Below are 21,911 nucleotides of genomic sequence, written 5' to 3'. Positions count from 1 at the left end.
GCCAGGGTAACGAGCTCCAGGTAACCCTCGTTCCAGTGGTCCTCGTCGCCGTCGGGCAGCAGGACCACCCGTTCCGGGTTCAGGGCCGCTACGGCGCCTTCATCGTGGCTGACCATGACGACGGCGCCGGAGTAGTTGCTCAGGGCGCCCAGGATCTCCTCGCGGGAGGCCGGGTCAAGGTTGTTGGTGGGCTCATCCAGGAGAAGCACGTTGGCTGAGGACGCCACGATCGTGGCCAGGGCCAGGCGCGTCTTTTCACCGCCGGAGAGCACGCCTGCAGGCTTGTCCACATCGTCACCGCTGAACATAAAGGAACCCAGGACGCTGCGGACCTCGGCGTCGTCCATGTCCGGCGCTGCGGAGCGCATGTTCTCCAGGACGCTGCGGTCCGTGTCCAGGGTTTCGTGCTCCTGGGCGTAGTAGCCGATCTTCAGGCCGTGTCCGGGGATGATGCGTCCCGTGTCCGGAGTGTCCACACCGGCGAGCATACGCAGCAGGGTGGTTTTACCGGCACCGTTCAGGCCCAGGATGACTACCTTGGAACCACGGTCAATGGCCAGGTCAACGTCGGTGAAGATCTCCAGGGATCCGTAGCTCTTGCTCAGGCCTTCAGCCATCATGGGCGTCTTGCCGCAGGGTGCGGGATCCGGGAAGCGCAGGGCTGCCACCCGGTCCGTGGCCCGTACTGAATCCAGTCCGCTCATTAGCCGGTCAACACGCTTGAGCATGCTCTGGGCAGCGGAAGCGCCGGAGGCACGGGCCTTCATCTTGTTGGCCTGTGCCAGCAGGGCGCCGGCCTTCTTTTCGGTATTGGCGCGTTCGCGCTTGCGGGCACGCTCATCCGTTTCACGCTGGATCTTGTAGCGCTTCCAGTCCATGTTGTAGATGTCGATCGTGGCGCGGTTGGCGTCCAGGCTGAAGACTTTGTTGACGGTCGCTTCGAGCAGGCCGGTGTCGTGGCTGATCACGATCAGGCCGCCGGTATGGTTCTTGAGGAACTCACGCAGCCAGGCGATCGAGTCGGCGTCGAGGTGGTTGGTGGGCTCATCGAGGAGCATGGTCTCGGCGTCGGAGTAGAGAATCCGGGCCAGTTCCACACGGCGGCGCTGGCCGCCGGAGAGGGTCTTCAGCGGCTGGTTCAGCAGCCGGTCCGGAAGGGCCAGGTTGGCGCAGATGGTGGCGGCTTCGGACTCGGCGGCGTAACCGCCGGCGGAGAGGAACTCTGCCTCAAGCCGGTCATAGCGGTTCATGGCCTTGGCCGAGACCTTGGCATCATCGCTGGCCATCTCGTCCTGGCACTTCTTCAGCTCTGTGAGGACCTTGTCCAGGCCGCGGGCGGAGAGAATACGGTCACGCGCAAGCTGTTCCATGTCCGGGGTGCGCGGATCCTGCGGCAGGTAGCCAATGTCTCCGGTGCGCTTGATGTGCCCGGCTGCCGGAAGGGTCTCACCGGCCAGGACCTTGGTAAGGGTGGTCTTTCCGGCGCCGTTGCGGCCCACCAGCCCGATCTTGTCTCCCTTGTCCACACGGAATGAGACCGCTTCCATGAGCAGGCGTGCGCCGGCACGCAGCTCGAGTTCAGATACGGCAATCACTAAGGAGGGACCTTTCGAAGGGGTGGGTTGTACGCATGTTGGTACGCAGAATCTGCGAAGGCAGCCTTCCAAGTCTACCGGCTTTACCAGAATTGTAGGAACCCGACAAAGGAGATCGGCCTTAGGCGGGTCTAGTCTCGGAAATGCCGGGGCGGTTTCCCCGGAGGCTTGAGACGCACTTGTAGGACCCCGACGAAACGAGCATAAATGCCAGCCGCCCCAGACCCCGCTGCCCCTTCCCGCCCGGATCCCTCCCCCGCCCCTATGGCCTCCCCCGGCACGCCCTCCACCCGAGAGGCCAGTTACGGCTCGAATGGAGCGCCAAACGAGCCGCATGTGGCCTCTCGGCGCAAGTGGGGCGCGGCCGACCTGTCCTACGTTGCGGTCTTTGCGGCACTGATCGCAGCATTCTCGCTGCTGCCCGGGATTCCCCTGGCCGCCGGAGTTCCCATCACCCTGCAGACCCTCGCCGTCATCCTGACCGGCATGGTCCTGGGTCCGGCCCGCGGCGCAGCAGCCGCAGGCCTCTACCTTGCGGCCGGCTTTGCCGGACTGCCTGTCTTTAGCGGGTTCAGTTCCGGCATCGGAGTCCTTGCCCGCCCCTCGGCCGGATACCTGGTCTCCTTCCCGCTGGCAGCGCTGGTGGTTGGACTGCTGGTGCGCGTGGTGCTGAGCCGGATCCGCCGGGCGCGGTTCGCCGGGTTGTTCGCTGCGGGGCTGGGAACCAGCTTCCTGGTGGTCCATCCGCTGGGGATTGCGGGCCTGATGCTCAACGCCGGCCTCTCCTTCCCGGCAGCCCTCACGGCAGATGTGGCTTTCTGGCCAGGGGACGTGCTCAAGAACCTGGCAGCAGCTGCGGTTGCGGTAAGCGTCTTCGCCGCGTTCCCGCGGCTGGCCCCGCAGGCGAAGCCGCGCCGGAAGACGGCACGCAGCTCATGACTGTCCAGTTCCGTGCTGCCGAGGTACGGGCGCCGGATGCCGAGCCTGGAGCCCAGCCCATCCTGCATCCTTTTTCCCTGGAGCTGCACGAATCCCGGATAGCGGTCATCGGAGCCAACGGCTCCGGCAAATCCACGCTCCTGCGCCTGATCAACGGCCTGCTGCTGCCTTCAAGCGGCAGCGTCAGCGTGGACGGGGCGGACACGGCCCGTCAGGGGCCGCTGGTGCGGCGCCGGGTGGGGTTTGTGTTCACGGACCCGCTTTCCCAGCTGGTCATGCCCACGGGACGGGACGACGTCGAACTCTCACTGCGGCGCAGCATCCGCAGCACGGCCGAACGCCGGGCCGCGGCGGAACACGTCCTGGAACGCTTTGGCCTGCTGCGCCTGGCCGACCGCAGCATCTATGACCTCTCCGGCGGTGAGCGGCAGCTGATGGCGCTGGCTGCAGTCTTGGCAACGGACCCGGACATCCTCGTAGCCGATGAACCGAGCACGTTACTGGACCTGCGCAACACTGCGCACCTGCGGAACGTCCTGGCCGGTCTCCCCCAGCAGGTCATCTACACCACCCACGATCTGGACTTCGCGGCCGACGCCCAGCGGGTACTGGTGGTGGAAGGCGGACGGATCGTTCGGGACGGTCCGCCGGAAGAGAGCATTGCAGCCTACCGGCAGCTCGCGGCCGGGGAACCCGCCGGTCAGTGGACGGAGTGAATCCGTGAGGAACTCCCTGCAGCTGGGCGCCTACCGCCCGGGCAGCAGCCTTGTTCACCGGGCGCCGCTGGGACTGAAGGCGGCCGCCGTCGTCCTGGGCTCACTGGCTATGCTCGCTGCCGCGCATCCGCTGGCAACGGGAGCCGGGGCACTGCTGACGGTGCTGGCCTACGCCGGTGCCGGACTGCTGCGTGAACTCGCCATGCCGCTGAAGCTGATGTGGCCGGTCCTGCTGATCCTCGGCGCGTTCCAGTTCTGGCAGGCCGGGCCCTGGACAGCGGTAACAGTGACGGGCAACATCCTGGTGTGTGTGATGGCCGCCCGGCTGCTGGTACTCACTGTCCCGGTGCCTCAACTGCTCGACGGCGTGGTGAAGCTGGTGCGGCCGCTGCGGGTTTTCGGGGCAGATCCGGAACGGTTTGGGCTGGCGCTGGCCCTGATGCTGCGCAGTGTTCCCTACCTGCTGGGTTCGGCCGCGGATGTCCGCGACTCCGCGAAGGCGAGGGGGCTGGAACGCAGTCCCCGGGCGCTTGCCGTCCCGGTAGTGATCCGAACGGTGGCCTATGCACAGCAGACCGGAGATGCCCTGGCCGCCCGCGGCATCGGTGAGCCGGACCGGGACTGAACGCCAGCCCCAACGCCGGAAGGGCGGACACCCGATAAGCAGGTGTCCGCCCTTCCGAGCGTATTGAAGCCAGGCCCGGCTAGATGTTAAAGCCGAGGGCCCGCATCTGGTCGCGGCCGTCGTCGGTGATCTTCTCAGGTCCCCACGGCGGCATCCACACCCAGTTCAGCCGGAACTCGTCGACGATCCCTTCAAGTGCCTTGCCGGTCTGCTCCTCGATGACATCGGTCAGCGGGCAGGCGGCAGTCGTCAGGGTCATGTCGATGAGCAGGGCTCCGTCTTCGGCATACTTCAGCCCGTACAGCAGGCCCAGGTCGACGACGTTCACCCCCAGCTCGGGGTCAATGACGTCCTTGAGGGCCTCCTCGACGTCCTCCAGGGACGTCTGGGCCAGGTTGGCGTCGCTCATGTTCTGCTCCTCGTATTCCGGCGTGCCTGGTGTACTCAGGCGCTGACTGCGCCGGTCTTCGCGAACCGGTCGTAGCCTTCTTCTTCAAGGCGGTCTGCAAGCTCGGGGCCGCCCTGTTCGGCGATCCGGCCGTCGACGAACACGTGCACGTAATCCGGCTTGATGTAGCGCAGGATCCGCGTGTAGTGCGTAATCAGCAGGGTACCCATGTTGCCGTTTTCATGCTCGCGGTTGACGCCTTCGGAGACAACCTTCAGGGCATCGACGTCCAGGCCGGAGTCGGTCTCGTCGAGGATGGCGAACTTGGGGTGGAAGAGCTCAAGCTGCAGGATCTCCACGCGCTTCTTTTCACCGCCGGAGAAGCCTTCGTTGACGTTGCGCTGGGCAAAATCGGCGTCGATGCGCAGCTGCTCCATGGCGCCCTTGACGTCCTTGGTCCAGTGGCGCAGGGAGGGTGCTTCGCCGTCGAGCGCCGTCTTGGCGGTGCGCAGGAAGTTGGTCATGGTGACACCCGGAACCTCAACCGGGTACTGCATGGCCAGGAAGAGACCTGCGCGGGCGCGCTCGTCAACGCTCATTGCCAGGACGTCTTCGCCGTCCAGGGTGATGGAGCCGCTGTCTACGGTGTAGCGCGGGTGGCCGGCGATGGTGGAAGCAAGAGTGGACTTGCCGGAGCCGTTCGGGCCCATGATGGCGTGCGTCTCGCCGGTGTTGATCTTCAGGCTGACGCCCTTCAGGATCTGCTTCTTGACACCCTGTTCGGTCTCAATGCTGACGTGAAGGTCCTTGATTTCAAGAGTGGACATGCGTAGTTTCGCTTTCTCTTTGCACGCGTGCGGTGCGGTCTGCAGGTTCAGTAAGAAGGAAGGCCTAGGCCTCGACGGCGGCGAGCTCGCGCTCAACGGCGGCGGTCAGGCGCTCTTCCAGCTCCGGAACCTTGATCTGCTGGATGATTTCGTTCAGGAAGCCGCGCACCACAAGGCGGCGTGCGATGTCCTCGGGGATGCCCCGGGCCATCAGGTAGAACAGGTGCTCGTCGTCGAACCGGCCGGTAGCGCTGGCGTGGCCGGCACCTTCGATGAGTCCGGTTTCGATTTCGAGGTTGGGCACGGAGTCGGCACGGCCGCCGTCGGTCAGCAGCAGGTTCCGGTTCACCTCGTAGGTGTCGGTTCCTTCTGCTTCCTTGCGGATCAGCACGTCGCCCACCCATACGGTGTGTGCGTCCTTGCCCTGCAGCGCACCCTTGTACATGACGCGGGACTTGCAGTTGGCCACTGCGTGGTCAACGAAGAGCCGCTGCTCCAGGTGCTGGCCGGCGTCGGCGTAGTACAGGCCAAACATCTGCACATCGCCACCGGGCGCGGTGAACTTCGAGGACGGGGTGACGCGCACCAGGTCGCCGCCGAGGCTGACGACTACGTGCTTGAAGCGTGCGTCGCGGCCGATCCGGGCGTACTGGGCGGACGCATGGACGGCGTCGTCATCCCAGTCCTGTACGGAAATGACGGTCAGTTCCGCGCCGTCGCCGACGAGGATCTCCACGTTCTGGGACAGCGTGACCGAACCCTTGTGGTCCAGCACGACCACTGCCTTGGAGAAGGCGCCGGCCTCGATGACCACGTGCTGGGCTGCAGGTTCGGTACCGGCGCCGGTGATGGACAGCGTCACCGTGCCTTCAGCCTGCAGGTCCTTGGGAATGCTGACCAGCGTTGCCTCGGTGAAGGTCTCCCAGGCTGCGGCGGCAACCAGGTCTTCGGGGATGCCCGCGGTGCCGATCCGGGCATCGTCGCGGCCGATTCCGGCTACGGTGACGCCTTCGGGAGCTACCACGGCCACCTCGGGGGCGGTCCCGGCCAGTTCCTGGGTGTGCAGTCCGCGCAGGCGCTTCAGCGGTGTAAACCGCCAGTCCTCTTCACGGCCGGTGAGCTTGCCAAAGTCCGCCCGGTTGAAGGAGGTCAGGCGTCCGGCGCGGGAGCTGTCGGGAATGCCTGCCCCGGCACCGTGGCTGTGGGACTTGCTGCTGTCGCCGCCCAGAACGGGGGAAGAGTCGTTCAGCGGGGAGAGGTTTTCGCCTTCCTCGGTGAAACCGGCAATGCGGACCCGGCGGTCCCCGGAGGGGGCCCCGATGCGCGCCTTAACGCCTTCCACTGCGTTGCTGACCTTCTCGGCTACGGTTTCAGCGACGTTCTCGGCTGTGTTTACTACGGCGTCGTTAAGTTTCGACATTAACCGACGGCTCCTTCCATCTGGAGTTCGATGAGGCGGTTGAGTTCAAGGGCGTATTCCATCGGCAGTTCGCGTGCGATCGGCTCGATGAAGCCGCGAACGATCATTGCCATTGCCTCGTCCTCGGGAAGGCCGCGGGACATCAGGTAGAACAGCTGCTCCTCGCTGACGCGGGAGACGGTGGCCTCGTGGCCCATGGTCACGTCATCCTCGCGGATATCCACGTAGGGGTAGGTGTCCGAACGGGAAATGGTGTCCACGAGCAGTGCGTCACAGCGAACGGTGTTGGCGGAGTTCTTGGCGCCTTCACGGACCTGGACCAGTCCGCGGTAGGCAGCACGGCCGCCGCCGCGGGCAACGGACTTGGAGATGATGGAGCTCTTGGTGTTCGGAGCAATGTGAACCATCTTCGAGCCGGTGTCCTGGTGCTGGCCTTCGCCGGCGAAGGCGATGGACAGGGTCTCGCCCTTGGCATGCTCGCCAACCAGGTAGACAGCCGGGTACTTCATGGTGACCTTGGAACCGATGTTGCCGTCGATCCACTCCATGGTGGCGCCTTCATGAGCGATGGCACGCTTGGTCACCAGGTTGTACACGTTGTTCGACCAGTTCTGGATCGTGGTGTAGCGGACGCGGGCGTTCTTCTTGACGATGATTTCGACGACGGCGGAGTGCAGCGAATCCGACGTGTAGATCGGCGCGGTGCAGCCTTCGATGTAGTGGACGTAGGAGTCCTCGTCGGCAATGATCAGCGTGCGCTCGAACTGGCCCATGTTTTCCGTGTTGATGCGGAAGTAGGCCTGCAGCGGAATCTCGACGTGGACGCCCTTGGGTACGTAGACGAAGGAACCGCCGGACCAGACGGCAGTATTCAGCGAACCGAACTTGTTGTCGCCCACGGGGATGACGGTGCCGAAGTACTCCTGGAAGATCTCCGGGTGTTCCTTCAGCGCGGTGTCGGTGTCCAGGAAGATAACGCCCTGGCGTTCCAGGTCCTCGCGGAGCTGGTGGTACACAACCTCGGACTCGTACTGGGCAGCGACGCCGGAAACCAGGCGGCCGCGCTCAGCTTCGGGGATGCCGAGCTTCTCGTACGTATTGCGAATGTCCTCGGGGAGGTCTTCCCAGGTGTTTGCCTGCTTCTCGGTGGAGCGCACGAAGTACTTGATGTTGTCGAAATCGATGCCCGAGAGGTCTGCGCCCCAGGTGGGCATGGGCTTCCGGTCGAAGTACTTCAGGCCCTTCAGGCGCAGGTCCAGCATCCATTCCGGTTCGTTCTTCTTCGCCGAAATGTCACGGACTACTTCCTCGGAGAGGCCGCGGCGGGCGTTGGACCCGGCGACATCTGAGTCGGCCCAGCCGTACTCGTAGGTACCAATGCCCTCGAGTTCGGGGTTCTTTTCCAGAATGTCTGAAATCACGGAGTCGGGCACCTCAGGTGCCTCGGCCTTCCGGGTTACTTGATCCGTCATCACGGCCTTTCTTGCTGATGAGTGGATGTGGACTGGGTGGTTGCGGAGCCCACCGGCTGGTGAGGCGCAGACTTCGAACGGCCCACCGGGATGTGGGTCGTACAAACGTGCCCGCCGCGGGAGAGCGTGGACAGCCTGCGCACGTCCACCCCCAGCAGCCGGGAGAAAACTTCGGTCTCCTTGTCGCAGAAGACGGGGTAGGCACTTGCCAGCGCCTGGATGGGACAGTGTCCCTGGCACAGCTGGATGCTCAGCAGGGTGCTGGGCGTCCGGCTCGTGCCGATCATGGTTGTGGAGGCAACGAAGCCGTCCCTGGTCAGTTCTGCGGAGAGCGCCTGGGCCCTGTCCTCCAGGGAGGGGCCCGCGGCGTCGAGCACCGGACGGTACCGCTCTTCCATCTTCCTGAACCGTGCCGCTGCGAACGCCTCAATGGCTTCGGGCCCCGCTGCTGCACCGAGTGCCCGAAGCGCCTCGGTGGCAATGGTCAGGTAGTCGTTGCCCAGGTAGGACTGGCCCTGCTGGCTCACCACGTAGCGGCGGGCCGGCCGTCCGGCTCCGGCACCGGGGCTGGAAACCCGCTTGACCTCGATCAGGCCCTGCCGCTCCAGCGCGTCCAGGTGCCTGCGAACGGCAGCAGGCGTGAAACCAAGCCGCTCGCCAAGTTCTGCGGCGCTGACCGGACCGTGCTCAAGCACGGAACCGAGCACGCGGTCCCGGGTGCGCTCTTCCGATTCCCTGGCGGCAGCCTGGGGGGCGGGTTTCACCGTCCCGTTGTCCGCCGGAGGGGTCTCCGTCTCTGAACTCTTCACAGAATACACAACACAATCATGACCTAATCCATTCCACAAGGCTACTAAGGCGATGCTTCCCATGGCCCGGGCGTGCGCCGGGCGCGGGCGGAAAGGACTACTACCTAACGTAGAATATGGGGGTGCCTAACGACGAACCCTGCCTGACTATCACCGGCCTGGTCCGGGACCTCGGTCCCGTGCCGGGGCTCGACGGCAAAATGATCCGGGTGCTGGCCGGGGTTGACCTCACAGCCAGGCGGGGCCAGGTGACTGCCCTGCTGGGCGCAAACGGTGCCGGCAAGACCACCACGCTTGAGTGTGCGCAGGGACTGCAGCCTATCGACGGCGGCGAAGTCCGGCTGCTGGGCGAGGCCCCTTACGGGGCCGGAGCAGAGCTGCGGGCCCGCGCCGGCGTCATGCTCCAGGACGGCGGACTGCCGCCGGCCGCACGCCCGGTTGCACTCCTGCGGCACATCGCCAGCATGTACCAGGATCCACGCGACGTCGATGAACTGGTCCAGCGGCTGGGGATCAATGCGTTTGCCAAGACAGGCATCCGCCGGCTTTCCGGCGGTCAGCGCCAGCGCGTGGCCCTCGCTGCCGCCCTGGTGGGCAACCCGGAAGTACTGTTCCTGGATGAGCCAAGCGCCGGACTTGATCCCCAGTCCAGGCAGATCGTCTTTGAGCTGATCCAGGAACTGCGGGACGAAGGGCTGGGGATCATCCTCACCACCCACCTGCTCGACGACGCCCAGCGCCTGGCGGACTACGTGTACATCATTGATGACGGGCGTACGGTGGCCCAGGGAACAGTTCCCGAGCTCACTGCGCGCACCGCGGCCCATGCTTCCGGGCGCGAGCTCTCCTTCGAAGCGGCACCGGGGCTCAAGCCGGCCCTGGCAGGCCTGGAGCACCTCTCCTTCACCGAAGACTCCCCCGGCCGGTATGTGCTCAGCGGCGAATTGAGTCCAGCAGACCTGGCCCGCCTGGCCGGCTGGTGGAATGAGGAGGGCATCCTGCCGGACAGTATCCACATGGCATCGCGCACGCTGGAGGACGTTTTCCTCGAACTCTCCGGAAAGGAGAACCGATGAGCGCTCCGGCTTCCCTCTCCGTACGGGTCCTGAACCAGGGCAGGTACGAGGCAGAGACCATGCTGCGCAACGGCGAGCAGCTGATCCTCGCCGTCGTACTTCCCCTCCTGGGGCTCATCGCCCTGAGCGTGACCCCGGTCCTCGACGCGTACGGCGATTCCCGCATCGACACCGCGGCGCCGGGCATCCTGGCGCTGTGCGCGCTTTCCACGGCCTTCACCGGCCAGGGCATCGCCACCGGCTTCGACCGGCGGTACGGGGTTCTCCGGTTCCTCTCCACCACGCCATTGGGCCGTGCCGGGCTCATCGCCGGCAAAGTCATCGCCGTGCTGTCTGTCCTGGCCATCCAGGTAGTGCTGGTCAGCGCCGTCGCGCTGTTTATCGGCTGGCGTCCATCCCTTCCGGGGGTGCCCCTGGCACTGGTGCTGCTGGTCCTGGGTGCGGTGGCGTTCACCTCCCTGGGCCTGCTGGTCGCCGGAACTGCCCGGCCCGAGGCGACGCTTGCCATAACCAACCTGCTGTGGATCCTGCTGGCGGGTATCGGCGGTATTATCCTTCCCGCTGCCAGCCTTCCTTCTGACATGGAACCGTTCGTGCAGCTGCTGCCCTCGGCCGCCCTGGGCGATGTCATGAGATCAGCCCTTATAGATACGCAGTTCAACCTTTCCGCCACGCTCATCCTGCTGGCGTGGACAATCCTGGGCAGCCTCGCTGCTGTCCGCTGGTTCAAATGGAGTTAGTTCCCGTGTCCAACACCCCCGCCCCTGCACCTGCTGCCCGGACGGCTCCGCCTTCCAGCGGCCCCGCCACCGGCAAGCTGATCCGCACCCTGGCGGTGGCCACCCTGGTGGCCAACATCGCCATTGTGGTCACCGGCGGTGCCGTGCGGCTGACGGCTTCCGGCCTCGGCTGCCCGGAATGGCCGCTCTGCACCGCCGACTCACTGGTCACCACGCCGGAGATGGGCGTCCACGGCATCATCGAGTTCGGCAACCGGCTCCTGACCTTTGTGCTCGCCGCGATTGCGTTCGGCATGCTCGCTTCGGTGTGGAAGTCCCGCCGCACCCGGCCCGACCTGCTGTGGCTTTCGGTGGCCGCGCTTGCCGGCATCCCGGCGCAGGCATTCATTGGCGGCATCACCGTTTGGACCGGCCTGAATCCGTGGGTTGTGGGCCTGCACTTCATTGTTTCCATGGTGATCATCAGCGTGGCCGTGGTCCTGGTGAACCGTGCCTGGCTCAGCAGTGACGGCGTTGCCGCGTCCCACGTGCCGCTGGCAGACAAGCCACTGCGTCCGGTCATCTGGGCAATCGGCATTCTTTCGGCCGTCACGGTAATCCTGGGTGTGATCGTCACCGGTTCCGGCCCGCATGCCGGGGACCACGGCGCCGCCCGCAACGGCCTGGATCCGGACCTGGTGACCCGGATCCACGTAGTCCCGGTCTACCTGCTGGTTTTCGCGACCGCCGTTGCCCTGTACCTGGTTTACCGCCGTACTGCCGACAGCCGGCTGCGCACCTCCCTGGTGATCTTCACCGCCGTCGTCCTTGCGCAGGCCGTGATTGGGTACGTGCAGCACTTCCTGCACCTGCCGATCGTGCTGGTGGCAATGCATATGCTGGGCGCCTCACTGCTAACCGCTGCTGCTGCCCACGTTGTCTACACTGCGCTTTCGCGGAAGGTTCCTGGGAAGGCACGTGCTGCTGCAAAATCCGAAGCAGTGTTGCCCGCGGCGAAGTAGCGGATAGGTCTCAGGACTGCGGCGCCCGCAGCCCGCGACACAGAAGGCCCCATGGAACCACCGGTTCCCATGGGGCCTTCTGCGTTCCTGTAGTGGCTGCCTTGCGCTGCGTTGGAACGTGGCTGCGCTGCGTCGGTTGACCACCCGATGGGGCACTGGGTTGGGCGCTGCCCTCCCGCTGGGTTGGCTGCGTTGGGCGCTGGCCTCGGCCCGGGCGCGCCCGGAGGTTGAACGAACCCTGCCGGTGCTGAAGTTGTTCGCGCAGGCCTTCGGTCACCCAACCCTGGGGTGCTTCCGCATCCTTCGGGGAGATAACGCTGCTTAGGAGAGGCTTCGGCCAACCTTCGGGGAGGTGACGTCCCTTAGCGCGCCCCAAAGGGACGGGAAGGCACCGAAGGATACACGGGCGGCCGTCAAAGGGACGGGAAGTCCCCGAAGGGTGCACCGGAGGCCGTCAAAGGGACGGGAAGTCACCGAAGGATGCGCAGGACGTGCTGGACTGTTGGAAGCGTGGCGCTGCGATGATCGCGCTCCGGTCCGGGCATCCTTCGGGGAGATGACGCTGTTTAGGAAGGGCTTCGGCCAACCTGTGGGGAGGTGATGTCCCTTCGCGCGCCTCAAAGGGACGGGAAGTCACCGAAGGATGCGCCGGAAGAATGCTCGGGGCGCAGAACCGGCGCATGGGAGGATGCTGGCCTAGAAGAAGACCGGACCGCCGACGAAGGGATCGATCGCGAGGGCCACGAACAGGATGGTCAGGTAACTGATCGAACCGTGGAAGACCTTCATGGCCGACTTGTCCGATACCTCTCCGCGCTGCGCCCGGGAATGGAGGCGGTGCGTCTCGGCAAGGAACCAGGCGCCGCTGAGCACGGCACCGGCCGTGTAGACCCATCCGGCTCCGCCAACGGGGATCAGCAGGAGCGAGCAGGCGACGGTGGCGTAGGCATAAAGGACAACCTGCACCGAGACGAGCTTGGCGCCGGCAACCGCACCCAGCATGGGTACGGAGGCGTTGCGGTAGTCCTCGCCGTACTTCATGGACAGCGGCCAGTAGTGCGGCGGCGTCCACAGGAAGATCACGGTGAAGAGGATGACGGCCGGCCACTCAACGGTGTTGGTCACGGCTGCCCAGGCAATCAGCACGGGCATGCAGCCGGCGATTCCGCCCCAGACGATGTTCTGGGTGGTGCGGCGCTTGAGGATCAGCGTGTAAAAGACGACGTACAGCAGGATCGCGCCGAGGCCCAGCAGGCCTGTGAGCGGATTCGCCCCGAACCAGAGCAGCACAATCGAGACAATGCCGAGGGCCCAGCCGAACACCAGCGCTTCACGCGGGCTGACTTCCCCGGTCACAAGGGGACGCTTTTCGGTCCGGCGCATGAGCCGGTCCATGTCCCGGTCGATGTAGCAGTTGAAGACGCCGGCACTGGCGGCGGCCAGCGCACCGCCAACCATGGTGGCGACCATGAGCCAGACGGAAGGTACCCCGCCCTGGGCAAAGAACATAGTGGGCAGCGTGGTGACAAGCAGGAGCTCAATGACGCGCGGCTTCGTGAGGGCCACGTAGGCCCGGAGCTTACGTCCCACGCTCATTTTTCCGGCGTACACCGGAACTTCGGCGGGGGCATGCTGCGTACTCACGAAACGATCACTCTGTCCTGTCTGGAATCCTGCCTGGGCCGTAAAAGTCCACGCTCATCATAACCTCTATCCCCTGTAGAAAACGAAGCACGGATCCGCGATCCGGGGCATTCGGGCCAGGTACGTGGATCCCGCGGCGTCCCCGGCGTCAGAATGCGGCCCCCGATACGCCCAATGACGTGGGCTTCGGGATAAGGTTGAAAGCGGACATTTCCTGCAGGGCCGGCAGGTCAGCTGCGCGGCACTGGCAGGAAATTTGTGCATGTCGGGTAACGATTGCGCACAAAACCCGGTTGTAGTGGTGAGAACACCGCATCCGGCGCCGGAAAGCGCCGGTAATCCGTACAGAGAGGGGCCCGGTAAACGTGCCACATTTGGAAGAGCAGAAACTTACCTGGAGCGAGACGGACAGCAAGGCAGTGGATACCGTCCGCATCCTGGCCGCCGACGCCGTTGAGAAGGTTGGCAATGGTCACCCCGGTACCGCCATGAGCCTGGCTCCGGCGGCGTATCTGCTGTTCCAGAAGGTGATGCGCCACGATCCTGCTGACCCGCACTGGATTGGCCGTGACCGTTTTATCCTCTCCCCCGGACATACGTCGCTGACGCTCTACATCCAGCTGTTCCTCTCCGGCTACGGCCTGGAACTGGATGACCTCAAGGCCCTGCGGACCTGGGGCTCCAAGACCCCCGGCCACCCCGAATACCGCCACACCGACGGCGTCGAGATCACCACTGGCCCGCTGGGCCAGGGCTTGGCCTCCGCAGTCGGTTTTGCCTACGCGCAGCGCCGCCTGCGCGGAATGTTCGACGCCGATGCCCCGGCCGGCACCAGCCCGTTCGACCACACCATCTGGGTGATCGCGTCCGACGGCGACCTGCAGGAAGGCGTGACCTCTGAGGCCTCGTCCCTGGCCGGCCACCAGGAACTGGGCAACCTCGTGGTGATCTACGACGAGAACCACATCTCCATCGAAGACGACACGGACATCGCCTTCACCGAGGACGTCCTGGCGCGCTACGAAGCCTATGGCTGGCACACCCAGCGCGTGGACTGGACTGAAAGCGGCGAATACCGCGAGGACGTGAACGGTCTCTACGACGCACTGGCTGCAGCCAAGGCTGAAACGAACCGGCCGTCCATCATCTCCCTGCGCACCATCATCGGCTGGCCTGCCCCCAACAAGCAGAACACCGGCAAGATCCATGGTTCGGCACTGGGCCGCGACGAAGTCGCCGCACTGAAGGAGACTCTGGGCTTCGACCCGGAGAAGTCCTTCGACGTCGATCCTGATGTGCTCGCCTACACCCGTGAGGTGCGTTCCCGCGGCGCCGAGGAACACGCTCTCTGGAACGATTCGTTCGCTGCCTGGCAGGAAACCAACCCCGAAGGCGCCGAGCTGCTCGAGCGCATCCAGGCCGGCAAGCTGCCGCAGGGCTGGGAAGATTCACTGCCGAAGTTCGAAGCCGGCAAGGACGTTTCCACCCGCGCTGCATCCGGCAAGGTGCTCAGCGCCATCGGTCCGGTACTCCCGGAGCTGTGGGGCGGTTCTGCCGACCTCGCCGAATCCAACAACACCACCATCGAGGGTGCCCCGTCCTTCGTGCCTGCCGGACGGCAGACCTCGGCCTGGTCCGGCGGACCCTACGGCCGTGTGCTGCACTTCGGCATCCGCGAGCACGCGGCAGCCGCGATCGTCAACGGCATCACCATGTCCAGCAACACCCGTGCGTTCTCCGGCACCTTCCTGATCTTCAGCGACTACCAGCGGCCGGCCATCCGCCTCGGCGCACTCATGGGCGTCCCGTCGATCTACGTGTGGACGCACGACTCGATCGGACTCGGCGAAGACGGACCCACGCACCAGCCGGTGGAGCAGCTCGCGTCCCTGCGCGCCATCCCCGGGCTCGACGTCGTCCGTCCCGCAGACGCCAACGAGGTGGCCGTTGCCTGGCGCACCATCCTGGAGAACACCGAGAACCCGGCCGGCATCGTACTCACCCGCCAGAACGTACCCACCTGGGAACGCGGCAACGGAGCAGCAGGCGCCGAAGAGTTCGGCTCCGCTGACGGCGCGGCACGCGGCGGCTACGTACTGGCTGAAGCTGTGCGGGACGGCAAGGCCGTGGCCCCGGACGTCATTCTCATCGGCACCGGTTCCGAGGTCCAGCTGGCTGTCCAGGCCCGCGAGGCACTTGCCGCTGAGGGTGTTGCGGCCCGTGTGGTCTCCATGCCCAGCGTTGAGTGGTTCAACCGCCAGGACGAGGATTACCGCGAGTCCGTCCTGCCGCGTTCGGTCAAGGCCCGGGTGTCGGTGGAAGCCGGTATCGCCCAGGGCTGGCGCGAATTCGTCGGTGACGACGGCCGTATGGTCTCCCTGGAGCACTTCGGCGCCTCTGCCGATTACAAGACCCTGTTCAACGAGTTCGGCATTACGTCCGATGCCGTGGCCCAGGCCGCGCGGGATTCCCTCGCGGCAGTGCACGGCGGGGACGCAGCCCCTGCAGGTACCCCTGCAGCACCTTCCGGCGCGGCCTCCACCGAGACCGGCGACCAGAAGTAAAAAGGAAAAGGAGCACATACCCCATGACTTCAACACCCACCGCAGCGCTTTCCGAAGCCGGCGTATCCATCTGGCTCGACGACCTGTCCCGGGAACGGATCACCTCCGGTTCCCTCAAGGACCTGATCGCCGACCGCAACGTTGTTGGTGTGACCACCAACCCGAGCATTTTCGCCGCCGCACTGGCCAACGGCGAATCCTACGCAGCCCAGGTCCAGCAGCTCGCTGACACCGGGGCGGACGTGGACAAGGCTGTCTTCGAGATCACCACCGACGACGTCATCCAGGCGTGCGACGTGTTCGCTCCTGTCTTCGAAGCCACCGGCGGAGTCGATGGACGGGTTTCCATCGAAGTGGATCCCCGGCTGTCCCGCGATACCCAGGGCACAGTCAACGAGGCCAAGGAACTGTTCGACAAGGTTGGCCGCAGCAACGTGCTGATCAAGATTCCCGCGACCGTTGAGGGCCTGCCGGCAATCACCGCCGTGCTGGCCGAGGGCATCAGCGTCAACGTAACCCTGATCTTCTCCCTGCAGCGCTACCGCGAGGTCATCAACGCCTTCATGGCCGGCATCGAGCAGGCCAGGGAGAACGGGCACGACCTCTCCAAGATCCACTCCGTGGCATCCTTCTTCGTCTCCCGCGTCGACACCGAGATCGACAAGCGACTGGACGCCGCCGGAACTGACGCGGCCAAGGCTCTGAAGGGCAAGGCAGGCCTGGCCAACGCACGGCTGGCCTACCAGGTCTTCGAGGAGTCCTTCGCTTCTGAGCGCTGGCAGGTCCTGGCCGCGGCAGGTGCCAATGCCCAGCGTCCGCTGTGGGCGTCCACGGGCGTGAAGGATCCGGCCCTGCCGGACACCCTGTACGTCACCGAACTGGTGGCTGCCGGCGTAGTGAACACCATGCCGGAAAAGACCCTCGAAGCGACTGCGGACCACGGCGTGGTTTCCGGCGACACGATCACCGGCACGTACGCCGAGTCCGCCGCCCTGCTCGATGAGCTGGATGCCGCAGGCGTGGACTACAACGACGTCGTGGAGCTCCTGGAGACGGAAGGCCTGGACAAGTTCGTTGTCTCCTGGGGCGAGCTGCTGGAAACCGTAACCGCCGCACTGGAAACCGCACGGAAGGCATAGCACCCATGACGACTCTGTCCTTTGAAGCTGCAGGAGCCGCCCGCGATGCGGTGGAGGCGCACGTCCCCGCACTGGTTCGGGACGAGGTAGCCACGCGGCTCCTCGCCCAGGACCCCACATTGTGGGGGCCGGACGCCGAGGCAGAGGCCTCAATCCGGCTCGGCTGGCTGAACCCGGCGCCGGCTTCCCGGCCGCTTCTGGGACAGATCCAGGCGCTGCGCGAAGAACTCGCTGCCGAAGGCGTGGACCGGGTTGTCCTCGCCGGCATGGGCGGTTCTTCGCTGGCCCCGGAAGTCATTACCCGCACCGCAGGCGTGAACCTGACGGTGCTTGATTCCACAGACCCGGACTCGGTTGCGGCCGCCCTGGCGGAAGACCTTGCGTCCACCGTCCTGGTGGTTTCCTCCAAGTCCGGGTCGACCGTGGAAACGGACTCGCAGCGCCGTGCCTTCGAGGACGCGTTCATCAAGGCCGGTATCGACGCCGCCTCGCGGATTGTGGTTGTCACCGATCCCGGCTCGCCGCTGGACGGCGCCGCACGGGAAGCGGGCTACCGTGCCGTGTTCAACGCGGACCCCAACGTGGGCGGCCGCTATTCGGCGCTGACAGCCTTCGGGCTTGTTCCCTCCGGCCTGGCGGGCGCGGACATCGAAGGACTCCTCGATGCGGCCGAAGATACGGCTGAAATCCTCAGCGACAACGCCGAAGACAACATCGGGCTGGCTCTGGGCGCTGCGCTGGGCGGAACCAACCCGCTGCGCAACAAGATCGTGATTGTGGACGAGGAATCCGGACTTGACGGCTTCCCGGACTGGGCCGAGCAGCTCATCGCAGAATCCACCGGCAAGCTGCAGACCGGCATCCTGCCCGTTGTTGCTGAGTCCGGTGCCCCCGAAGTGCTTGGCGGCGCTCCGGATGTCCTGGTGGTCCGCATTGCTGCCCCTGATTCCGAGGCGATGCCTGAGGGCGACCAGGTGGTTGTTTCCGGCAGCCTCGGCGCGCAGATGATGCTCTGGGAGTACGCCACCGCCGTGGCCGGACGCCTGCTGGGCATCAATCCCTTTGACCAGCCCGACGTCGAGGCGGCCAAGAAGGCTGCCCGCGGACTTCTGGACGCCCAGCCCGAGCCGGCGGCGCCGTCGTTCGTTGACGGCTCCATCGAGGTGCGCGGCGACGCCGCACTGCTCAATGGAGCACGGACCCTTCCCGAGGCAGTCCAGGCACTGCTTGGGCAGCTCGGCGAGGACGGTTACCTCAGCATCCAGGCCTACCTGGACCGGGACGCGCAGTCCGAACTTGAGCAGCTGCGTCCGGTCCTTGCCGGCGCCACCGGACGGCCCGTCACCTTCGGCTGGGGACCGCGCTTCCTGCACTCCACCGGACAGTTCCATAAGGGCGGCCCGGCACAGGGCGTATACCTGCAGATCACCGGCAATTGCGGGCAGGACATCCCGATTCCCGGGCGGCCCTTCACATTCGGAGAACTGATTTCGGCGCAGGCAGCCGGAGACGCGCAGGTCCTCGCGGACCACGGCCGCCCCGTGCTGCGCCTGAACCTGCTTGAGCGGAAGGCCGGGGCAGCGCAGCTCGCCGCGGCCCTCACGGACCTGGGTGGTAAATAACTGATGTTCCAAGAGCAAGACAACGGGTCGGCGTCCCCGCTGCGGGACCCGCGCGACCGGCGCCTCAACCGGATCGCGGGACCGTCCTCGCTGGTGATCTTCGGTGTGACCGGTGACCTGGCACGCAAGAAGCTCATCCCGGCTGTCTACGACCTGGCCAACCGCGGGCTGCTCCCGCCCAGCTTCTCCCTGGTGGGCTTCGGGAGGCGCGAATGGAGTGACGACGACTTCGCCGGTTACGTGAAGGACGCCGTGCAGGCCGGATCCCGTACCAAGTTCAGCCAGAGCGTCTGGGACCAGCTGGTTGAAGGAATCCGGTTTGTGCAGGGAGGGTTTGACGACCACGACGCGTTCGACCGGCTGCGCGGCACCCTGCAGGAGATGGACGAGAAGCGCGGCACGCGCGGTAACGTGGCGTTCTACCTTTCGGTTCCGCCCAAGAGCTTCGAACAGGTCTGCCAGCAGCTTTCCAGCCATGGGCTGGCTGAGTCCAGCGACGGACGCTGGCGCAGGGTAGTGATCGAGAAGCCATTCGGCCACGACCTGCAGTCCGCCCGGGACCTCAACGCCGTCGTCGAGTCCGTCTTCCCCGCCGACTCGGTCTTCCGGATCGACCACTATCTGGGCAAGGAAACGGTCCAGAACATCCTGGCGCTGCGCTTCGCGAACCAGCTCTTTGAACCGATCTGGAACGCCAACTATGTTGACCATGTCCAGATCACCATGGCCGAGGACATCGGCATCGGCGGCCGGGCAGGCTATTACGACGGCGTGGGCGCGGCCCGCGACGTCATCCAGAACCATCTCCTGCAGCTGCTGGCGCTCACTGCCATGGAAGAACCGATTTCCTTCGACGCTGCGCATCTGAGGGCAGAGAAGGAAAAGGTCCTTGCTGCCGTCCGGCTCCCGGAGGACCTCTCCCGGCATTCTGCCCGCGGCCAGTACACCGGAGGGTGGCAGGGCGGTGAAAAGGTCACCGGTTTCCTGGAGGAGGAAGGATTCAACCCCGATTCCCGGACCGAGACGTTCGCCGCCGTGCGCCTGGACATCAACACGCGCCGCTGGGCCGGGGTACCGTTCTACCTGCGGGCAGGCAAACGGCTGGGACGCCGGGTGACGGAGATCGCCGTCGTCTTCAAGCGGGCGCCGAACCTGCTCTTCCGCGACCATGCGGAGGACGATTTTGGCCAGAACGCAGTGGTCATCCGGGTGCAGCCGGACGAAGGCGCAACCATCCGCTTCGGTTCCAAGGTTCCGGGGACGCAGATGGAAGTGCGTGACGTCTCCATGGACTTCGGCTACGGACATTCCTTTACCGAATCCAGTCCCGAGGCATACGAACGCCTGATCCTGGACGTGCTGCTCGGAGAGCCGCCCCTGTTCCCCCGGCACCAGGAAGTCGAACTCTCCTGGAAGATCGTGGACCCCTTCGAGGAGTACTGGGCGTCCCTGGACGAACAGCCTGAGCCCTATGCACCCGGGAGCTGGGGACCGGCCTCCGCCGATGAATTGCTTGCCCGCGACGGAAGGACCTGGAGAAGGCCGTGATAGTTGACCTGCCGGACACCACCACCTCGAAGGTGTCCAAGAAGATTGTTGCGATGCGGGACAAGGGCGGAGTAATCGCCCTGGGCCGGGTACTGACCCTGGTGATCGTCACCGAGCCGGACTTCGTCGAAGAAGCCATCGAGGCAGCCAACGACGCCAGCCGGGAACATCCCTGCCGGGTGATTGTCCTGGCCGCGGGTCCGGCCGGGGAACCTTCTCGCCTTGACGCCCAGATCCGGGTGGGCGGCGACGCCGGTGCCTCCGACGTCATCCTGCTCTACGGCTACGGGGAGCTCGCTGCTGAAAGCGAATCCCTGGTTTCCGCGCTGCTCCTGCCGGACGCCCCGATTGTGGTGTGGTGGCCCCACGGCCTTCCTCGTTCCGCGGCCTCCACGCCGCTGGGCCGGATTGCGCACCGCCGCATCACCGATGCTGCCAACGAACCCAACCCCAAGCAGGCGTTGCTGGACCTTAGCTCCAGCTACGTGGACGGTGACACTGACCTAAGCTGGACGCGGCTCACCCACTGGCGGATCCAGCTGGCCGCGGTACTTGAACAGAACGGTGCGGACGGCATCAGGTCCGTCATCGTCGAAGGGGCGTCCGATTCGGCCAGCACCTTCCTGCTTGCCGCCTGGCTGAAGCACGCCCTGAAGGTTCCCGTGGAGATCATTGAGGACCCTGCCGGGACCGGAATCCGGCGGGTCCGTATTGAGCGGGACGGCGGAGCGCTGGAGCTTCGCCGCCCCGAAGGCAGCACCGCCTACCTGACCCAGCCCGGACAGCCCGAGCAGCGGATTGCACTCCCGCTGCGGACGCTGCATGAATGCCTCGCAGAAGAGCTGCGGCGGCTGGACCCGGACGAAGTATTCGGAGAAGTACTGACCCAGGGGCTGGCCGCGTGCCTCGCCCCGGAAGGGAACGCCGCATGAGGCACTCCCCCAAAGGCGTGACCATCCACCCTGACTTTGATGCCCTGGTGAAGGCTACGGCTGCCCGGCTCGTCACCAAGCTCGTGGACGTACAGAGCCGGCGCGGTGAAGCGACCGTAGTCCTGACCGGCGGCAGCGCAGGCACTGCAGTACTGTCCGCGGTGGCGTCCGGTCCGGCACGCACCGCCGTCGACTGGAGCCGGGTGAACTTCTGGTGGGGTGACGAGCGGTTCGTGGCACCGGATTCCCCCGAGCGCAATGCAGTACCCGCGCAGGAGGCACTCCTGAAGCCGCTGGGCGCCGACCCTGCACGCGTGCATGAGATGCCTTCCACCGCGGACTTCGACACCGTTGAGGAGGCCGCGGACGCCTACGCTGCCGAGCTGGCCGGCGCTGCCGAGGCTGAAGTGCTGGCAGAGGGTTTTGCGGCCCCTGACCCGCGGCTGCCGCGTTTCGATGTGCTGCTGTTGGGCGTGGGACCGGATGCACATGTAGCCTCGCTGTTCCCCGAGATGGCGGGAATCCGCACCACCGGACAGACCACTGTTGCCGTTCGCGACTCTCCCAAACCGCCGCCGGAACGGGTCTCCCTGACCCTCGAGGCAATCAACACCGCAGAGGAAGTCTGGCTGACGGTTGCGGGCGAAGACAAGGCCGGTGCGGTGGGTCTGGCACTGGCCGGAGCGGGCCCCGTGCAGGTGCCCGCCGCGGGGCCGCGGGGACAGCTCAAGACACGCTGGCTGATTGACCAGGCGGCTGCGTCACAGCTGCCCGAGCGGCTGCTTGAAACCGAGGACGCCGGCAGCTAGGTTCGCTGCCTGCCTCGTGCGGACAGACCACATAAGGGAAGGCCC

General features: G+C 65.6%; 19 protein-coding genes. 12 read left to right on the top strand and 7 right to left on the bottom strand.

Going from position 1 to position 21,911, the window contains the following annotated elements:
- The coding region (locus tag ABFX29_RS01030) for an ABC-F family ATP-binding cassette domain-containing protein (protein WP_152228005.1) at positions 1-1,595 on the bottom strand (1,595 nt) is incomplete at its 3' end.
- A gap of 207 nt (positions 1,596-1,802) precedes the next feature.
- Between ABFX29_RS01030 and ABFX29_RS01025 the strand changes: the two genes are divergently transcribed.
- Genes ABFX29_RS01025 through ABFX29_RS01015 form a run of 3 tightly spaced genes read left to right on the top strand, consistent with a single transcriptional unit; the run spans position 1,803 to position 3,875 of the window.
- Positions 1,803-2,534: a biotin transporter BioY gene (locus tag ABFX29_RS01025; RefSeq protein ID WP_246167471.1), complete on the top strand. Its 732-nt coding sequence runs from the start codon at positions 1,803-1,805 to the stop codon at positions 2,532-2,534.
- Positions 2,531-3,250, top strand: a complete 720-nt coding sequence (locus tag ABFX29_RS01020; RefSeq protein WP_152228007.1) for an energy-coupling factor ABC transporter ATP-binding protein — start codon at positions 2,531-2,533, stop codon at positions 3,248-3,250. Before ABFX29_RS01025 ends, ABFX29_RS01020 begins: the two co-directional genes overlap by 4 nt.
- A gap of 4 nt (positions 3,251-3,254) precedes the next feature.
- Positions 3,255-3,875 (top strand): energy-coupling factor transporter transmembrane component T family protein, encoded by a 621-nt coding sequence (locus ABFX29_RS01015; RefSeq protein WP_246167473.1) that lies wholly within the window; start codon positions 3,255-3,257, stop codon positions 3,873-3,875.
- Positions 3,876-3,954: 79 nt separating this feature from the next.
- On the opposite strand, the gene ABFX29_RS01010 is transcribed toward ABFX29_RS01015, so the two are convergent.
- From ABFX29_RS01010 to ABFX29_RS00990, 5 genes are all read right to left on the bottom strand, one after another.
- Positions 3,955-4,284: a metal-sulfur cluster assembly factor gene (locus ABFX29_RS01010; protein ID WP_152228009.1), complete on the bottom strand. Its 330-nt coding sequence runs from the start codon at positions 4,282-4,284 to the stop codon at positions 3,955-3,957.
- A 35-nt stretch (positions 4,285-4,319) separates the two neighbouring features.
- Positions 4,320-5,090, bottom strand: coding sequence for a Fe-S cluster assembly ATPase SufC (sufC, locus tag ABFX29_RS01005; RefSeq protein WP_152228011.1), 771 nt, complete (start codon positions 5,088-5,090; stop codon positions 4,320-4,322).
- 64 nt (positions 5,091-5,154) lie between these two features.
- Positions 5,155-6,510 carry a Fe-S cluster assembly protein SufD gene (gene sufD, locus ABFX29_RS01000; protein WP_152228013.1) on the bottom strand — a complete coding sequence of 452 codons (1,356 nt, stop codon included), beginning with the start codon at positions 6,508-6,510 and terminating at the stop codon, positions 5,155-5,157.
- Positions 6,510-7,982: a Fe-S cluster assembly protein SufB gene (gene sufB, locus ABFX29_RS00995; RefSeq protein WP_152228015.1), complete on the bottom strand. Its 1,473-nt coding sequence runs from the start codon at positions 7,980-7,982 to the stop codon at positions 6,510-6,512. Before sufB ends, sufD begins: the two co-directional genes overlap by 1 nt.
- Positions 7,982-8,746, bottom strand: a complete 765-nt coding sequence (locus tag ABFX29_RS00990; protein ID WP_246167475.1) for a helix-turn-helix transcriptional regulator — start codon at positions 8,744-8,746, stop codon at positions 7,982-7,984. The genes sufB and ABFX29_RS00990 overlap by 1 nt, the downstream gene beginning before the upstream one ends.
- A gap of 167 nt (positions 8,747-8,913) precedes the next feature.
- Here ABFX29_RS00990 and ABFX29_RS00985 point away from each other — a divergent pair, with 167 nt between their 5' ends.
- Genes ABFX29_RS00985 through ABFX29_RS00975 form a run of 3 tightly spaced genes read left to right on the top strand, consistent with a single transcriptional unit; the run spans position 8,914 to position 11,608 of the window.
- Positions 8,914-9,867, top strand: coding sequence for an ABC transporter ATP-binding protein (locus ABFX29_RS00985; RefSeq protein ID WP_387015141.1), 954 nt, complete (start codon positions 8,914-8,916; stop codon positions 9,865-9,867).
- Entirely contained in the window at positions 9,864-10,607 is a 744-nt protein-coding gene (locus tag ABFX29_RS00980; protein ID WP_152228021.1) for an ABC transporter permease, read from the top strand. Before ABFX29_RS00985 ends, ABFX29_RS00980 begins: the two co-directional genes overlap by 4 nt.
- A 5-nt stretch (positions 10,608-10,612) precedes the next feature.
- The gene (locus tag ABFX29_RS00975; RefSeq protein ID WP_246167477.1) at positions 10,613-11,608 is read left to right on the top strand and encodes a COX15/CtaA family protein; all 996 of its coding nucleotides are present in this window, start codon (positions 10,613-10,615) and stop codon (positions 11,606-11,608) included.
- A gap of 696 nt (positions 11,609-12,304) precedes the next feature.
- On the opposite strand, the gene ABFX29_RS00970 is transcribed toward ABFX29_RS00975, so the two are convergent.
- Positions 12,305-13,204, bottom strand: a complete 900-nt coding sequence (locus tag ABFX29_RS00970; RefSeq protein WP_152228402.1) for a heme o synthase — start codon at positions 13,202-13,204, stop codon at positions 12,305-12,307.
- 422 nt (positions 13,205-13,626) lie between these two features.
- Here ABFX29_RS00970 and tkt point away from each other — a divergent pair, with 422 nt between their 5' ends.
- From tkt to pgl, 6 genes are read left to right on the top strand one after another with little or no spacing between them, the layout of a single operon-like run.
- Positions 13,627-15,816 carry a transketolase gene (gene tkt / locus ABFX29_RS00965; RefSeq protein ID WP_152228025.1) on the top strand — a complete coding sequence of 730 codons (2,190 nt, stop codon included), beginning with the start codon at positions 13,627-13,629 and terminating at the stop codon, positions 15,814-15,816.
- A 23-nt stretch (positions 15,817-15,839) separates the two neighbouring features.
- Positions 15,840-16,955, top strand: coding sequence for a transaldolase (gene tal, locus ABFX29_RS00960; protein WP_152228027.1), 1,116 nt, complete (start codon positions 15,840-15,842; stop codon positions 16,953-16,955).
- A 5-nt stretch (positions 16,956-16,960) separates the two neighbouring features.
- The gene (locus tag ABFX29_RS00955; protein ID WP_152228029.1) at positions 16,961-18,577 is read left to right on the top strand and encodes a glucose-6-phosphate isomerase; all 1,617 of its coding nucleotides are present in this window, start codon (positions 16,961-16,963) and stop codon (positions 18,575-18,577) included.
- Between the two features lie 3 nt (positions 18,578-18,580).
- Positions 18,581-20,125, top strand: coding sequence for a glucose-6-phosphate dehydrogenase (gene zwf, locus ABFX29_RS00950; RefSeq protein WP_152228031.1), 1,545 nt, complete (start codon positions 18,581-18,583; stop codon positions 20,123-20,125).
- On the top strand, positions 20,122-21,057 hold the full coding sequence (locus ABFX29_RS00945) for a glucose-6-phosphate dehydrogenase assembly protein OpcA (RefSeq protein WP_152228033.1): 936 nt from the start codon (positions 20,122-20,124) through the stop codon (positions 21,055-21,057). The genes zwf and ABFX29_RS00945 overlap by 4 nt, the downstream gene beginning before the upstream one ends.
- On the top strand, positions 21,054-21,866 hold the full coding sequence (pgl, locus tag ABFX29_RS00940; RefSeq protein ID WP_152228035.1) for a 6-phosphogluconolactonase: 813 nt from the start codon (positions 21,054-21,056) through the stop codon (positions 21,864-21,866). The genes ABFX29_RS00945 and pgl overlap by 4 nt, the downstream gene beginning before the upstream one ends.
- Positions 21,867-21,911 lie beyond the last annotated feature (45 nt).

The sequence above is a fragment of the Arthrobacter gandavensis genome (assembly GCF_039528575.1).
GTDB classification, from domain to species: Bacteria; Actinomycetota; Actinomycetes; order Actinomycetales; family Micrococcaceae; genus Arthrobacter_B; species Arthrobacter_B citreus_B.
This window is presented reverse-complemented; position numbering and strand designations above follow the sequence as displayed.

Bases quoted from the DNA above. Each gene is read 5' to 3' on its own strand.
- ABFX29_RS01025 (WP_246167471.1), top strand. From the start codon at position 1,803: ATGCCAGCCGCCCCAGACCCCGCTGCCCCTTCCCGCCCGGATCCCTCC.
- ABFX29_RS01020 (WP_152228007.1), top strand. From the start codon at position 2,531: ATGACTGTCCAGTTCCGTGCTGCCGAGGTACGGGCGCCGGATGCCGAG.
- ABFX29_RS01010 (WP_152228009.1), bottom strand. From the start codon at position 4,284: ATGAGCGACGCCAACCTGGCCCAGACGTCCCTGGAGGACGTCGAGGAG.
- sufC (WP_152228011.1), bottom strand. From the start codon at position 5,090: ATGTCCACTCTTGAAATCAAGGACCTTCACGTCAGCATTGAGACCGAA.
- sufD (WP_152228013.1), bottom strand. From the start codon at position 6,510: ATGTCGAAACTTAACGACGCCGTAGTAAACACAGCCGAGAACGTCGCT.
- sufB (WP_152228015.1), bottom strand. From the start codon at position 7,982: ATGACGGATCAAGTAACCCGGAAGGCCGAGGCACCTGAGGTGCCCGAC.
- ABFX29_RS00980 (WP_152228021.1), top strand. From the start codon at position 9,864: ATGAGCGCTCCGGCTTCCCTCTCCGTACGGGTCCTGAACCAGGGCAGG.
- ABFX29_RS00970 (WP_152228402.1), bottom strand. From the start codon at position 13,204: ATGAGCGTGGGACGTAAGCTCCGGGCCTACGTGGCCCTCACGAAGCCG.
- tal (WP_152228027.1), top strand. From the start codon at position 15,840: ATGACTTCAACACCCACCGCAGCGCTTTCCGAAGCCGGCGTATCCATC.
- ABFX29_RS00955 (WP_152228029.1), top strand. From the start codon at position 16,961: ATGACGACTCTGTCCTTTGAAGCTGCAGGAGCCGCCCGCGATGCGGTG.
- zwf (WP_152228031.1), top strand. From the start codon at position 18,581: ATGTTCCAAGAGCAAGACAACGGGTCGGCGTCCCCGCTGCGGGACCCG.
- pgl (WP_152228035.1), top strand. From the start codon at position 21,054: ATGAGGCACTCCCCCAAAGGCGTGACCATCCACCCTGACTTTGATGCC.